Raw genomic sequence first — 14,619 nt, forward strand, 5'->3', positions numbered from 1 at the left:
CAGTAAGCGCAAAAGACTGCTGTCTAAAAAAGAACCTCAGAAAATGGAGCGCTCACGTTATTTAAATGTTTTGCTGTACGCTGGTTTAGCAGCCATTTTATTCGTGGTGCTCTTCTTCCATGTAAAGCCTGAATCGCTCGACTTAGATTTATTTTCAGTGAGCGAACAGACCATCTATTCTCCGTCAACCGTTGATGATCAAGAAGCGACAGAAGAAAAGAAACAAGAAGCAACAGATCAGGTAGAAGATCAATATACGCTCAAAAAAGCGTATTCTGATAATCGCGTAGACCTCATCTCATCCCTCTTTGAAGCCATTAAAGAAGAGAAGAAAGCAGCTGATGATAAAGAGAACGCGCCATCAGATCAAGAAATGGTCAAGCGTGTCAAAGAAAAGCTCACAACAGATATGCAGGAGGCTGTTTCGGATCAATCCATCAAAGCACTGCTCCAGGCAAGTGATGAAAATCTCTCATTTACTAAGGATTCCATCATCACAGTGGTGAATTCACTGATGAGTAAAGAAATCACAGCAGCGAAATTACAAGATGAGAAAAAACAAGTCAAAACAGAGCTTAAAAACAATTCAATTCCATCAAAATACTTAAATGCAGCGACAGAAATCGGTGAATTTGCGATCATTCCAAACTATGTATTTGACCCAGTGGCAACAGAAAAGAAAAGACAGGAAGCGGCTGACAATATTCAGCCTGTGCAAATTAAGCAGGGGCAAATCTTAGTTGAAGAAGGAGAGCTCATCGACCGGGAAGTTTATCGCAAATTAGAACTGACGGGTCTGTTAAACAGCTCAAATTTATTTAAGCCTGTAAGTGGTCTTCTCATATTAATTGGACTTTTCTTAGCAGCGATTATTCATTCCCTTGAATCGAGGAAAAAATCGCTTGTCCATAAGAATAAGTCATTACTGCTTTACTCGCTTATTTTCACGATTATATTAATTATCATGGAAGTGTTCAGCCTCTTCCAAGAAACGAAGTATACGACGATAGGCTATGTCGTGCCAGTGGCTCTTGGCACGATGCTGATCAAGCTGCTCATTAATGAGCGGTTAGCGATCTTCTCCGGTCTTGTATTTGCTCTTTGCGGCAGTATGATGTTTAATCAAGGAGTAACCGGCGTCTTTAACTATGTGATCTGCGCTTATTATCTTGTGAGCGGGATGGCTGGTATTTTATTTTTAAGAAAACATAATGCAAGATCAAAAATATTGCAGGCCGGACTTTTGGTGGCTTTGGTGAATGTACTTGTGGTTTTATCCATTACACTGATCCAAAACTCTTCACCATCAGGGCTTGAAATCGGTGTGAACCTCATGATGGCAATTGTGTCAGGGTTTGCATCATCTATCTTGGTCATTGGGTTAATGCCTGTTTTTGAGAGCATGTTTGGTATTCTTTCCACAATGAAACTGATTGAATTATCCAATCCAAATCATCCGCTGCTCAAAAAGATTTTAACCGAGACACCAGGTACATATCATCATAGTGTCATGGTGGCGAATTTAGCGGATGCTGCATGTGAAGCAGTCGGCGCAAATGGTCTTTTAGCAAGGGTCGGCGCTTATTATCATGACATTGGGAAAACGAAAAGACCGCAATACTTTATCGAAAACCAAATGAACATTGATAATCCGCATGACAAGCTTTCTCCTCAGCTGAGTAAAAATATTATTATTGCCCATACGACAGATGGCGCTGATATGCTGAGAGAAAAGAAGTTTCCTGAAGAACTTGTCGACATTGCCGAACAGCATCACGGGAAGTCTCTTTTAAAGTTCTTTTACTATAAGGCGAAAGAGCGTGATGATCAGGTGACAGAAGAAGAATTCCGTTACCCTGGTCCAAAGCCGCAGTCAAAAGAAGCAGCGATTATTTCTGTGGCTGACAGCGTTGAAGCGGCGGTTCGTTCCATGCATAATCCAAATCCAGAGCGGATTGAAAAGCTTGTCAAAGGCATTATTTCAGATAAAATGCAGGACGGGCAATTTAGTGAGTGTGACCTCACATTTAAAGAATTAAATATTATCAGCCAAACGATTTGTACAACATTAAAGGGGATTTTCCATTCTCGGATTGAATATCCAGATGCCCCGAAGCAGAAGGTGAAGTAAATGACATTGTTAATCGATTTAATAGATGAAACAGGACAAGTATCAAAAGAGCAGCTTGAAGAAGTGGAAAAGCTTCTTCAGTTTGCTGCGGACGAACTTGAGGTCAAGGATCAAGCGGAAGTATCAGTGACGATCGTTTCGAATGAAGAGATTCATCAAATCAATAAAGAATACCGCGGAAAAGACGCACCAACGGATGTGATCTCCTTTGCACTTGAGGAAGAAGGAGAAGGGGAGATTGAAATCATAGGAGCGGATGATATCCCGCCTGTACTTGGTGACATTATCATTAGTGTGGATCGAACGAAAGAGCAGGCAGAGGAATATGGACATTCCTTTATGAGAGAGCTTGGATTCTTAACGATTCATGGCTTCCTCCATTTGCTCGGGTACGATCATATGACAGAGGAAGATGAAAAAGAAATGTTCGCCAAACAGACAAAAATCTTGGATGATTATGGCCTTTCGAGATCATCGTAAGAAAAGAAGGCCGCTCGCCCGTTTTTTTCGGAGTTTTTACTATGCATTTAGAGGAATATGGCGAACTTTCTTGAATGAACGGAATTTTCGATTTCACACAGTCGCAGCCATCATCGTGGTGATCTGCGGCTTTTGGTTCCGCATTGACCCATTTGAATGGCTGATCGTTCTTCTTCTTTGCGGGGGGATGTTTGCGCTTGAACTTGTCAATACAGCCATTGAACATACAGTGGATCTGATGACAGAAGAAAGGCACCCGCTTGCAGAGAGAGCGAAGGACGCTGCTGCAGGCGCTGTTTGCGTTTACGCCGCGATTTCGGTTATGATTGGGTTGATCATCTTCTTACCGAAGATCATGCAATAGAACAATATTACTATTTATTAACATTTTTAGAAATGGGCGTGAAAATGTCACGTGAATTATGTAAAATATAAATGTGACAGTGGTACCATTTCTTCTGAAAGTGGGAACTAGGAATGAACAAACAAGAGTTGATTTCAGAAGCAATCAAAGCAAGAGATTTTGCATATGTACCCTATTCTAAATTCAAAGTCGGTGCAGCATTACTGTCGAATGATGGAAAAGTGTATGGCGGCTGCAACATTGAAAATGCAGCATATGGTATGTGTAATTGTGCGGAAAGAACAGCACTTTTTAAAGCCTATTCAGAAGGCATTACATCTTTTCAAATGTTAGCAGTGGTGGCTGATACAGACCGGCCTGTTTCGCCGTGCGGCGCATGCAGACAGGTCATTTCAGAGCTATGTGCACCTGATATGCCAGTGATTCTAACGAACTTAAAAGGACATATATACGAAACAACAGTAAACGAACTATTGCCAGGCGCATTTTCACCGGAGGATTTAAATGACTAACGAAAGCTTCAAATCAGGATTTGTATCAATTATTGGAAGACCAAATGTAGGGAAATCAACTTTTCTTAATCGTGTCATTGGACAAAAGATCGCCATCATGAGCGATAAGCCCCAAACGACGCGAAACAAAGTGCAAGGTGTTCTGACAACAAACACATCACAAACGATCTTTATCGATACACCGGGGATTCATAAACCTAAGCATAAGCTTGGTGATTTTATGATGAGGGTGGCTCAAAATACACTGAAGGAAGTCGACCTGATCTTGTTTATGATCAACGCACAGGAAGGCTATGGCAAAGGTGATGAATTCATCATTGAACGACTAAAGCAAACGTCTACACCGGTGTTCCTAGTCGTCAATAAAATTGACCAAATTCATCCCGATGAACTGTTCCTTTTAATTGATGAATACCGCACACGTTATCCATTCAAGGAAATTGTGCCCATTTCAGCTCTTGAAGGAAACAATATCGACACGCTTCTTCAGCAGATTGAAGGTTATCTTCCAGAAGGCCCTCAATTTTATCCGGCAGATCAAGTAACAGATCATCCAGAACGGTTTATTATTTCTGAATTAATTCGTGAAAAAGTGCTGCATTTAACGAGAGAAGAGATTCCGCATAGTATTGCGGTTGCGATTGAATCGATTAAGCCAGATGAAAATGGCAAGATCCATGTCGCGGCGACCATTGTCGTAGAACGAGATTCGCAAAAAGGGATCGTCATTGGTAAACGAGGCAGCTTGTTAAAAGAAGTGGGACAAAAAGCGCGCAGAGACATTGAAGCACTTCTAGGCTCAAAAGTGTATTTAGAGCTTTGGGTCAAAGTTCAGAAGGACTGGCGTAATAAATCCACTCACCTGCGTGACTTCGGATTTAGAGAAGACGAATATTAAAAAATCGCTGCATTTGTCAGCAAATCTGACAATGGTGCGGTTCGATTAGTAAAAATTGTTTATCATGAAATGGAGGTAGCCTGGTCAAGATAAAATTAATATGTTGGATGTAGCGTTGCTGCTTCTAATAAAGAAAGGTGGGGTTTTTATGTTGAATTTTACATGGAACGTATTTTCACAAACAGGAAGCGTTGACACGTATCTGCTTTTCAAAGAGTTAGAAAAGGAGAACCTGGAAAGACCCGATGTACTTGAAGAAGAAATAGCACGATTTGATTTTCCAATCTTATAATTCTTGACCCCCTCCAGCGCTCGGAGTGTAGACAAATGCTCATTAAAAGTGAAGGAATCGTCCTTAGAACAACAGATTATGGCGAAACAAACAAAATTGTCACGCTGCTCACTAGAGAACATGGAAAAATTGGCGTGATGGCCAGAGGCGCTAAAAAATCAAACAGCCGCCTGTCAGCCATAAGCCAGCCGTTTTTATACGGCACCTTTCTCATCCAATCATCAACAGGACTTGGAACGCTCCAGCAAGGCGAAATGATTGAAAGTATGCGGACCATTCGGGAAGACTTATTTCTGACCGCATATGCCGCATATATGACGGAATTAATGGATAAAGGGACAGAAGAAAAAAAGCCAAACCCTTATTTGTTTGAGCTTCTGCTTCAATCTCTGCGTCATCTCAACGAAGGCACAGATGCTGATATTATTTTATTTATCGTAGAGGTCAAAATGTTATCAGTGATGGGGATGAAGCCTGAACTTGATCAATGTGTCCACTGTGGTCAAAAAGAAGGGCAGTTCCATTTCTCGATAAGAGATAACGGCTTCATTTGCCAAAATTGTTTTTCGAAAGATCCATATAAACTGCCCTTATCCCCCGCAGCTGCAAGGCTACTCCGTTTGTTTCATTATTTTGATTTATCAAGGCTTGGTCAGGTTGATGTGAAACAGCAGACGAAACAAGAAATTCGTCAAGTGCTTGATCACTACTATGACGAATATTCCGGCCTCTATTTAAAATCAAAAAAATTCATGAATCAGATGGAATCCATGAAAAAGCTAATGGGTGACGAAAACAAAAGTTGACATCTCCCATGACTTTTTGTAAGATCATCTAAGATAAAATATGTTGCATTGACAGAAAGAAGTACTTACGTAAAATCCATAAAAGCGACCTTAGGGCGGTGTGAGCTAAGGATGGAGGCGTAACGAAAGGCATTCTTGAGCAACGTAAAACAAAGCGGCTGGGTGCTACGACACCAGCAAATAGGGTGGAACCGCGGGAAAAAACTCTCGTCCCTATGTTTGCAAGAACCTTGCGAGCATAGAGACGGGAGTTTTTGTGTTCTCTTACAAGGTTCTAATCCCACCCGCCATACATAGCGGTTGGTCTAGAAAAGATGGAGGTGCGATCATTGAATATTCAAGACATGATTTTGACGCTGCAAAAGCATTGGTCAAACGAAGGCTGCGTATTAATGCAGGCGTATGACACAGAAAAAGGTGCCGGAACGATGAGTCCATACACGTTCCTCAGAAGCATTGGCCCAGAGCCGTGGAAGGTAGCATATGTAGAGCCTTCAAGACGCCCGGCTGATGGCAGATATGGAGAAAACCCAAATAGATTGTATCAGCATCACCAATTTCAAGTGATCATTAAGCCATCACCTGACAATATTCAAGAGCTATATCTTGAATCATTGAAGGCACTTGGCATTGACCCGCTGAAACATGATATTCGTTTTGTGGAAGACAACTGGGAAAATCCATCTCTTGGCTGTGCAGGACTTGGCTGGGAAGTATGGCTTGATGGGATGGAAATTACGCAGTTCACTTATTTCCAACAAGTCGGCGGCTTAGAATGTAAGCCCGTTTCTGTTGAAATCACATACGGTATTGAACGTCTTGCTTCTTACATCCAGGACAAAGAAAATGTCTTCGATCTTGAATGGACAGACGGATTTACGGTCAGAGATTTATTCTTAATGGCTGAATACGAGCACTCTGTTTATACATTTGAAACATCTAATACTGACATGCTGTTCGAGCTATTTACAACCTATGAGAAAGAAGCACATAGCCAAATGGACAAAGGGCTTGTTCACCCGGCATACGATTATGTCCTCAAATGCTCTCATACGTTTAACCTGCTCGATGCAAAGGGTGCTATTTCTGTGACTGAGCGAACTGGTTATATCGGAAGAGTGCGTCAGTTAGCAAGAAAAGTAGCCAAAACCTATTATGAAGAACGCGAAAAACTGGGATTCCCTATGCTAAAAGAGGAGGCGGCTTCTCATGAATAAACAAGATGTATTACTTGAAATCGGCTTAGAAGAGATGCCGGCTCGTTTCATGCCAGAGAGCACAAAACAGCTGGGTGAGAAAGTAAAAGCATGGTTTGAAACGCAAAATATTTCATTCGAAGAGACTGCTTTATTTAACTCACCTAGACGTCTTGCTGTACTTGTGAAAGGTGTCGCAGAAAAACAAGAAGACATCAAAGAAGAAGCAAAAGGCCCGGCTAAAAAGATTGCCCAAGATGCTGAAGGCAATTGGACAAAAGCAGCTGAAGGCTTTGCCAGAGGACAAGGTGCTTCAACAGATGATCTCTATTTCAAAGAGATTAAAGGAGTGGATTATGTCCATGTCCAAAAATTTCAAGAAGGAAAGAGGGTCAAAGACCTTCTGCCAGCGTTAGGTGAGATCGCCGCTTCATTAAGCTTTCCAAAGAACATGAGATGGGGAAGCGAGGATTTACGCTATATCCGTCCGATTAAATGGATTGTTTGTTTATTTGGAAAAGAGATTGTACCTGTTGAAATTGCTGGGGTGAAAAGCGGCCGTGAGACTAGAGGACACCGTTTCCTTGGAACGACAGCCAGCATTGACACACCTGCTTCCTATGAACAAACATTGCGCGATCAATTTGTGATTGCAGACTCAGAGAAAAGAAAACAATTCATTACTGAACAGCTAGATGCGCTATCTACAGAAAAAGGCTGGGTCATTCCTGTTGATCCTGAACTTTTAGAAGAAGTGAACGACCTTGTAGAATATCCAACTGTGCTGTCTGGTTCCTTTGAAGAAGAGTTTCTTGCATTGCCGGAAGAAGTATTGGTGACGACAATGAAAGAGCATCAGCGCTACTTCCCTGTGAAAAATGAGCAAGGGGATTTATTGCCGCACTTTATTACAGTCAGAAATGGAAACAGTGAGGCGCTGGCAAATGTCGCAAGAGGGAATGAAAAAGTACTTCGTGCGCGTTTATCAGATGCTGCATTCTTCTATAAAGAAGACGAAAAACTAGTGATTGAAGACAATATTAAAAAGCTTGATAAAGTGGTATTCCATGAGAAACTTGGAACAATCGGCGACAAGCTGAAGAGAGTGACAGACATTGCAACTCGTCTAGCGGCGCATGTCGGAGCAGATGACGAAACAACAAAACGTGTGGCGAGAGCAGCAAGTATTTCGAAGTTTGACCTTGTGACTCAAATGGTCTATGAATTCCCAGAATTACAAGGAATCATGGGTGAGAAATATGCAAGAGCTCTTGGTGAACATGAAGAAGTAGCAAGAAGCATCAACGAGCACTATATGCCGCGCTTTGCTGGTGACGAGGCGCCATCCACTTTGATTGGTGCGATTGTGGCAGTAGCAGATAAGCTTGATTCTATTTGTTCATTCTTCTCAATTGATGTGATCCCAACGGGTTCTCAAGACCCTTATGGACTTAGAAGACAAGCGAGCGGTATCGTTCAAATCCTGCTCGACCGTCATTGGAATATTTCATTTAAAGAGCTGTTAGCACTTGCTCAAGTAAAGGCAGAACATGAAGCTGCTCTGATTGAATTTTTAACGCATCGTTTAAAATATGTTCTTCAAGCAGAGCATATCCGCCATGATGTTGTTGATGCAGTGCTGGATGTTAAAAATATTGAGCCATATGCAGTCGTCAAAAAAGCAGCTGTTCTTGAAGAGAGTGTGAAACAAGAAAGCTTCAAAGAAACGGCTGAAGCATTGGGTCGCGTCATTTCAATCAGTAAAAAAGGGGAAGACGCAGAGATTCAGCCTGAACTGTTTGAAAATGAACATGAGCAAAAGCTGTTTGAGGCGTATCAGCAAGTAGAGAAAGCTGTAAAGGAACATGTAGCAGCAGGACAATACAGCTTGGCACTTGACGCGCTGGATACGTTAAAAACACCGATTGTTCATTATTTCGATCATACAATGGTTCATGCGGATGATGAAAAACTGAAGCGAAATCGTTTGGCACAAATGGTCAAACTAGCCAAAGTCATTCAATCATTTGCGAATATGAACAATTTAATTGTAAAATAAATACCTAAGAACGGTTGCCTTTTCCGAAGGGCAATCGTTTTTTACTCATTTAATTCACGGTTTTTGAGTGGATTTTTGTTTCATTCGGACAAAGATGCGCTATAATATGATGAGTTATGAAAATGATATACATAAAATAAAGATTTCGCTCTCTCTATTTAAAGGTGGTGAGTACAATCGAGTTAAATAAACGGCAAGAGCAGATTTTACAGATTGTCAAAGAGAATGGTCCGATCACTGGAGAGCATATCGCCGATCGGCTGAACTTAACAAGAGCGACCCTCAGACCGGATTTAGCCATTTTAACAATGTCAGGCTTTTTAGAAGCAAGACCAAGGGTCGGCTACTTTTTCACAGGAAAAACAGGCACGCAGCTTCTCGCAGATAAGCTGAAAAAACTTCAAGTGAAAGACTTTCAATCCATTCCAGTGGTGATACATGAGAATGTTTCGGTTTATGATGCGATTTGTACGATGTTTTTAGAGGATGTGGGCACATTATTCGTTGTGGACGATCACTCTATTTTAACAGGCGTGTTATCAAGAAAAGACCTCCTCCGTGCAAGTATAGGGAAACAGGAGCTTCCATCTATCCCTGTCCATATTATTATGACAAGAATGCCGAACATTACCGTTTGCCGCAAGGAAGATTTCATTATGGATGTGGCGAAGCACTTGATTGAAAAGCAAATAGATGCACTTCCTGTGATAAAAGATACGGATAAAGGTTTTGAAGTGGTCGGAAGAATTACGAAAACAAACATGACGAAAATACTTGTCAGCTTATCGGAGAACGAAATAATCTAATGACAGAAGACTGCGAGGGGATGTTATGAGTAATCGCGTAATTTTTGTGGTATCAGATTCAGTTGGAGAAACGGCAGAGCTCGTGGTCAAAGCGGCACTTAGCCAATTTGATGGCGGCTCATCAGACCATTCAAATATTAGAAGAATCCCGTATGTAGAGGATGTTGGTACGATTAAAGAAGTCATTTCACTGGCGAAAGCAGATAATGGGATCGTCTGCTTTACTCTTGTTGTGCCAGAAATGCGCCAATTCTTAATCGAGGAAGCAGAAGCAAACGGTGTCGTTTATTATGACATCATCGGTCCGCTCATTGATAAAATGGAGACGGCATATGGAAATGAAGCGAAACATGAGCCGGGTCGTGTACGTCAATTAGATGAGGACTATTTTAAAAAGGTAGAAGCCATTGAGTTCGCTGTGAAATACGATGACGGCAGAGACCCTAGAGGTATTCTAAAGGCTGATATTGTACTCATTGGTGTATCACGCACGTCTAAGACACCATTATCTCAATATTTGGCACATAAACGGCTGAAGGTAGCGAACGTTCCAATTGTACCTGAAGTTGATCCGCCAGAAGAGTTATTTTCAGTTGATCCGAAGAAATGTATCGGTTTGAAAATTAGTCCAGACAAACTAAATCATATTCGCAAAGAGCGTTTAAAATCTCTTGGTTTAAATGATCGCGCTATTTATGCGAACATTGAGCGGATTAAAGAGGAACTAGAGTATTTTGAAAAAGTGGTTGACCGCATTAACTGTCAAGTCGTTGATGTATCGAATAAAGCAGTTGAGGAAACGGCAAATGTCATTCATCAAATGCTGACCAAAAGAGGTTCCGAATAAACTCAGGATGCTCCTCCTGGGTTTTTCCTATGGTGGGAAACGGGTAAACAAAAACAATGGCATATTTGCTGCATTTGTATTATAATAAAAAATTGTGATAAAATGATTGATTTTAGGTTTAAGTTAAGTCAAGAACGAATAAACTAATATTGGCAGAAGTCAAGTGATTCTGAACATAACTTTTCGACAAAATGAGTTTTACTGTTGATTGCTTTATAGGGGAAAAGTATGGTCTTTTTGCTTCTCTAAAGCAGGAATAAGGTGGAGGGATGGAGAATTAGTCACCTGAATGAACGTAAAAAAGAGAGGACGATTTATGTCGATGCAGATGCTTGTCCTGTAAAAGACGAAATCCTTTCTGTCGCATCTCAATTTCAAGTACCAGTGACGTTCATTGCTTCATATGAGCATTTTCAAACCAAAAGATCTCCACTAGAAGATTGGCGGTTTGTAGATACACATAAGGAAGCAGCGGATTTAGTCATTGCAAACTCAGCTGCCGCACATGATATTGTCGTCACCCAAGATATTGGTCTTGCCTCCTTACTGCTTCCGAGACAGGTCATTGTTCTGTCTGAAAGAGGACGAATGTACACAAACGAAACAATTGATTTTGATTTGGAACGCAGGCATGTTTCCAGCAAACAGCGAAGAAAAGGTGTATACGGAAAAGGTCCCAAAAAGCTTTTAGAAGAGGATAAGAAGCGATTTATGGCGCAACTACAAAAAATCCTGTCGAATCATGAAGGATTTTTAAATTAAAAGGCGAATAATGTACGACGGAGTGTTATTAGGATGAGCAAACGTATACCAGATGAACTTTTGGAGCAGATCCAAAAAAACGCAGACATTGTCGAAGTGATTGGAGAATACGTACAGCTTAGAAAGCAAGGTCGAAATTACTTCGGTCTTTGTCCATTCCATGGTGAAAATACTCCTTCATTCTCTGTTTCAGCAGATAAGCAAATCTTCCATTGTTTTGGCTGTGGTGCAGGAGGCAACGTGTTTTCGTTCCTCAGACAAATGGAAGGCTACTCATTTATTGAAGCCGTTTCACATGTGGCTGATAAGTACCATATTGATCTGCCTGATCAGGTGGCGAATGCTCAGATGAGTTCCTCTCAGCAAGAGGACACTGCAGATCATAAAATGATTGAGGCACATGAGCTTCTTAAGAAATTTTACCACCATTTGCTGGTAAATACAAAGGAAGGTCAAAACGCACTCGATTATTTACGGTCCAGAGGCTTTACGGATGAAACAATTGCCAAGTTTGAGATCGGGTATGCTCTTGATTCTTGGGATTTCGTGACCAAGTTTTTAGAAAAACGAGGATTTGATCCTGTGATGATGGAGAAGGCTGGTCTTTTGATTCAACGTGAAAACGGCACAGGCTTTTTTGACCGCTTTAGAGATCGTGTCATGTTTCCCATTCATGATCATCATGGAACGGTCATCGCTTTTTCCGGAAGATCGCTTGGTGATCAGCAGCCTAAATATATGAATAGTCCTGAAACGCCGCTTTTTCATAAAAGTAAGCTGCTTTATCACTTTCATGACGCACGTATGCATATTCGTAAACGCGAACGGGCGGTTCTTTTTGAAGGATTTGCAGACGTCATCTCAGCTGTTACATCAGGTGTCGGTGAAAGTGTTGCAACAATGGGTACGTCTCTTACAGAAGAGCACGTAAAGCTTCTCAGGCGGAACGTAGAAGAGATCATCCTTTGCTATGACTCTGATACGGCCGGATACGAAGCGACCATGAAAGCATCAGATTTGCTTGGAAAAAGAGGATGTAAAGTTCGCGTTGCCATGATACCAGATGGACTTGATCCAGATGATTACATTCGTAAATATGGCGGCGAGAAATTTAGGAATGACATCATAGATGCAAGTGTGACATTAATGACGTTTAAGATGAATTTTTTCCGAAGAGGAAAAAACTTATCAGACGAAGGAGACCGTCTTACTTATATGAAGCAGGTTCTCCGAGAAATCAGCCGGTTAAACGGCTCTTTGGAGCAAGAGATTTACATGAAACAGCTTGCTGGGGAGTTTTCGATCTCACTTGATTCATTAAAAGAACAACTGGAGCTGTTTGAAAAACAGCAGCGGCAAGAAACCAAAAGCACGCAGGAAGAAAACGGGCTTGAAAAACGTCGTGCACATCTGTCAACACAAGTGAGAAGAAAGCGTCTGCGGCCGGCATATGAAAATGCAGAGCGAATGCTGCTTGCTCATATGTTAAAAAGCGATGACGTGATCCGCAAAGTACTTGACAGAATCGGGATTGAATTTAATATAGATTCGCACAGGGCGCTGGCAACGTACATTTATGCCTTGTATGAAGAAGGCAAAGAACCAACGCCGCAGCACCTGATGAACCGGATAGAAGATGATGTCATGAATCAGCTGTTGACGGATATATTGATGATTCAAGTCGGAGACGAACTAAGTGAAGCTGAATTAAGTGATTATGTAAAAAAAGTGTTGAATCATCGGAATTTGTCAATGATAAAGGAAAAAGAACTAGAACGTGCAGAAGCGGAGAGGCAAAAAGATTTCTTCAAAGCGGCAACACTTGCAAAAGAAATTATTCAGTTGAACCGTTCGCTGAAGTAATACGTCTATTATTAATGACAGGACTTACGGCTGGCAATGAATCCTTTACGGGAGGAGCATAAGACCGCAAGCATCTTGCCTTCATCATTATTTATTTTATTTCCTATTTGCTTCGTCAGCTGTTTGATAGAGAGAGAAAAGCAGGACGGAAGTAAATCGCAAGTTACTTTAGAATTCGTTGCAAGCTTTGGAAGGAGGGATCCATAATGGCTGATAAACAAGCCCACGAAACCGAAACTGAATTAACCTTTGAACAGGTGAGAGATAAGCTCACTGAAACGGGTAAAAAACGGGGCGTTTTAACATACGAAGAAATTGCAGAGCGTATGTCTAGCTTTGAAATTGAATCAGACCAAATGGATGAATACTATGAATACTTAGGCGAACAGGGTGTAGAGCTCATTAGTGAAAACGAAGAGACAGAGGACCCAAATGTTCAGCAGCTGGCTAAAGCAGAAGAAGAATTTGACCTGAATGATTTAAGCGTACCACCAGGTGTCAAAATCAATGATCCTGTTCGTATGTACTTAAAAGAAATCGGACGCGTCAATTTGTTATCTGCTAAAGAAGAAATTACGTATGCTCAAAAGATCGAAGAGGGCGATGAGGAATCAAAAAGAAGATTAGCGGAAGCGAACCTTCGTCTCGTTGTCAGCATTGCGAAACGCTATGTCGGTCGTGGTATGCTGTTCCTTGACTTGATTCAAGAAGGAAACATGGGTCTGATGAAGGCGGTTGAGAAGTTTGATTACCGCAAAGGATATAAATTCTCAACATATGCGACTTGGTGGATTAGACAGGCGATCACACGTGCGATTGCCGATCAGGCGAGAACAATCCGGATCCCGGTTCATATGGTGGAAACGATTAATAAATTGATCCGTGTTCAAAGACAGCTTCTGCAAGACCTAGGCAGAGAACCAACGCCTGAGGAAATTGCTGAAGACATGGATTTAACTCCAGAAAAGGTAAGAGAGATCCTTAAAATTGCGCAAGAGCCTGTATCTTTAGAAACACCTATTGGTGAAGAAGATGACTCGCATCTTGGTGATTTTATCGAAGACCAAGAGGCGACATCTCCATCTGACCACGCTGCGTACGAACTCTTAAAAGAGCAGCTTGAAGATGTATTAGACACGCTGACGGACCGTGAAGAAAATGTGCTAAGACTACGTTTCGGACTAGACGACGGAAGAACTCGCACGTTAGAAGAGGTTGGAAAGGTGTTCGGCGTAACAAGAGAGCGTATCAGACAAATTGAAGCGAAAGCTCTTCGTAAATTAAGACACCCAAGCAGAAGTAAACGATTAAAAGACTTCTTAGAGTAGAAACCGGACGGATCTTGAAAGAGATCCGTTCTTTCTTATCAAAAATGAAAACGCTTTTTTCAATCTGATTATATTTTACTGAATAACAAATGAATTTGCAACGTTCTTAGAGAAAAGATGTATAAAAAATACATCTAAATGTGCTGAAGACTTCATTTCTCATCTAGAATCATTTTTGTCTAATCTGTGAACTTGACCAAAGTTTTGTATCATAATTCGTTTACTTTTTGTAAAATTAAAGTAGAATTAGAATTGTTTGCATAGTCTCAAAGGGG

General features: G+C 41.2%; 14 protein-coding genes. All 14 read left to right on the forward strand.

Translation table 11 applies throughout. The annotated features are described in order from the left end of the window. The first annotated feature begins 19 nt into the window (after positions 1 to 19). The 14 genes from JJ692_RS09430 to rpoD all read left to right on the forward strand — a co-directional run bounded on the left by JJ692_RS09430 (position 20) and on the right by rpoD (position 14,344). Positions 20 to 2,131 carry an HD family phosphohydrolase gene (locus tag JJ692_RS09430; RefSeq protein WP_370880885.1) on the forward strand — a complete coding sequence of 704 codons (2,112 nt, stop codon included), beginning with the start codon at positions 20 to 22 and terminating at the stop codon, positions 2,129 to 2,131. Next, positions 2,132 to 2,611, forward strand: coding sequence for an rRNA maturation RNase YbeY (gene ybeY / locus JJ692_RS09435; RefSeq protein ID WP_024423021.1), 480 nt, complete (start codon positions 2,132 to 2,134; stop codon positions 2,609 to 2,611). It abuts the gene before it with no gap. Further along, positions 2,589 to 2,975 carry a diacylglycerol kinase family protein gene (locus JJ692_RS09440; protein WP_024423020.1) on the forward strand — a complete coding sequence of 129 codons (387 nt, stop codon included), beginning with the start codon at positions 2,589 to 2,591 and terminating at the stop codon, positions 2,973 to 2,975. Before ybeY ends, JJ692_RS09440 begins: the two co-directional genes overlap by 23 nt. Before the next feature lie 113 nt (positions 2,976 to 3,088). Further along, positions 3,089 to 3,487 carry a cytidine deaminase gene (locus JJ692_RS09445; protein WP_008356263.1) on the forward strand — a complete coding sequence of 133 codons (399 nt, stop codon included), beginning with the start codon at positions 3,089 to 3,091 and terminating at the stop codon, positions 3,485 to 3,487. Then, positions 3,480 to 4,385: a GTPase Era gene (era, locus tag JJ692_RS09450; RefSeq protein WP_007501305.1), complete on the forward strand. Its 906-nt coding sequence runs from the start codon at positions 3,480 to 3,482 to the stop codon at positions 4,383 to 4,385. The genes JJ692_RS09445 and era overlap by 8 nt, the downstream gene beginning before the upstream one ends. A 148-nt stretch (positions 4,386 to 4,533) precedes the next feature. Next, on the forward strand, positions 4,534 to 4,677 hold the full coding sequence (locus tag JJ692_RS09455) for a YqzL family protein (RefSeq protein ID WP_003217288.1): 144 nt from the start codon (positions 4,534 to 4,536) through the stop codon (positions 4,675 to 4,677). Between the two features lie 35 nt (positions 4,678 to 4,712). Then, positions 4,713 to 5,483, forward strand: coding sequence for a DNA repair protein RecO (gene recO / locus JJ692_RS09460; RefSeq protein WP_044332056.1), 771 nt, complete (start codon positions 4,713 to 4,715; stop codon positions 5,481 to 5,483). Positions 5,484 to 5,812: 329 nt separating this feature from the next. Beyond that, positions 5,813 to 6,700 carry a glycine--tRNA ligase subunit alpha gene (gene glyQ / locus JJ692_RS09465; RefSeq protein WP_012010611.1) on the forward strand — a complete coding sequence of 296 codons (888 nt, stop codon included), beginning with the start codon at positions 5,813 to 5,815 and terminating at the stop codon, positions 6,698 to 6,700. Beyond that, positions 6,693 to 8,738 carry a glycine--tRNA ligase subunit beta gene (glyS, locus tag JJ692_RS09470; protein ID WP_073206336.1) on the forward strand — a complete coding sequence of 682 codons (2,046 nt, stop codon included), beginning with the start codon at positions 6,693 to 6,695 and terminating at the stop codon, positions 8,736 to 8,738. Before glyQ ends, glyS begins: the two co-directional genes overlap by 8 nt. Before the next feature lie 167 nt (positions 8,739 to 8,905). Next, a complete protein-coding gene (ccpN, locus tag JJ692_RS09475; RefSeq protein WP_024423017.1) occupies positions 8,906 to 9,544 on the forward strand; it encodes a transcriptional regulator CcpN in 639 nt (212 codons plus the stop codon). A gap of 25 nt (positions 9,545 to 9,569) precedes the next feature. Next, entirely contained in the window at positions 9,570 to 10,391 is an 822-nt protein-coding gene (locus JJ692_RS09480) for a pyruvate, water dikinase regulatory protein (protein ID WP_008342399.1), read from the forward strand. A gap of 261 nt (positions 10,392 to 10,652) precedes the next feature. Beyond that, on the forward strand, positions 10,653 to 11,153 hold the full coding sequence (locus tag JJ692_RS09485) for a YaiI/YqxD family protein (protein WP_024423016.1): 501 nt from the start codon (positions 10,653 to 10,655) through the stop codon (positions 11,151 to 11,153). Positions 11,154 to 11,186: 33 nt separating this feature from the next. Then, on the forward strand, positions 11,187 to 13,016 hold the full coding sequence (gene dnaG, locus JJ692_RS09490; protein WP_024423015.1) for a DNA primase: 1,830 nt from the start codon (positions 11,187 to 11,189) through the stop codon (positions 13,014 to 13,016). A gap of 206 nt (positions 13,017 to 13,222) precedes the next feature. Next, complete coding sequence (gene rpoD, locus JJ692_RS09495) at positions 13,223 to 14,344, forward strand: RNA polymerase sigma factor RpoD (RefSeq protein ID WP_008342392.1); 1,122 nt, start codon at positions 13,223 to 13,225, stop codon at positions 14,342 to 14,344. Positions 14,345 to 14,619: the final 275 nt, after the last annotated feature.

This window comes from Bacillus sp. 3a (assembly GCF_017161885.1).
GTDB lineage: Bacteria > Bacillota > Bacilli > Bacillales > Bacillaceae > Bacillus > Bacillus safensis.

Excerpts from the sequence above, each read along its gene's own strand:
- dnaG (WP_024423015.1), top strand. The coding sequence starts at position 11,187 with ATGAGCAAACGTATACCAGATGAACTTTTGGAGCAGATCCAAAAAAAC.
- JJ692_RS09445 (WP_008356263.1), top strand. The coding sequence starts at position 3,089 with ATGAACAAACAAGAGTTGATTTCAGAAGCAATCAAAGCAAGAGATTTT.
- JJ692_RS09480 (WP_008342399.1), top strand. The coding sequence starts at position 9,570 with ATGAGTAATCGCGTAATTTTTGTGGTATCAGATTCAGTTGGAGAAACG.
- glyS (WP_073206336.1), top strand. The coding sequence starts at position 6,693 with ATGAATAAACAAGATGTATTACTTGAAATCGGCTTAGAAGAGATGCCG.
- ybeY (WP_024423021.1), top strand. The coding sequence starts at position 2,132 with ATGACATTGTTAATCGATTTAATAGATGAAACAGGACAAGTATCAAAA.
- recO (WP_044332056.1), top strand. The coding sequence starts at position 4,713 with ATGCTCATTAAAAGTGAAGGAATCGTCCTTAGAACAACAGATTATGGC.
- era (WP_007501305.1), top strand. The coding sequence starts at position 3,480 with ATGACTAACGAAAGCTTCAAATCAGGATTTGTATCAATTATTGGAAGA.
- JJ692_RS09455 (WP_003217288.1), top strand. The coding sequence starts at position 4,534 with ATGTTGAATTTTACATGGAACGTATTTTCACAAACAGGAAGCGTTGAC.
- JJ692_RS09440 (WP_024423020.1), top strand. The coding sequence starts at position 2,589 with ATGGCCTTTCGAGATCATCGTAAGAAAAGAAGGCCGCTCGCCCGTTTT.
- rpoD (WP_008342392.1), top strand. The coding sequence starts at position 13,223 with ATGGCTGATAAACAAGCCCACGAAACCGAAACTGAATTAACCTTTGAA.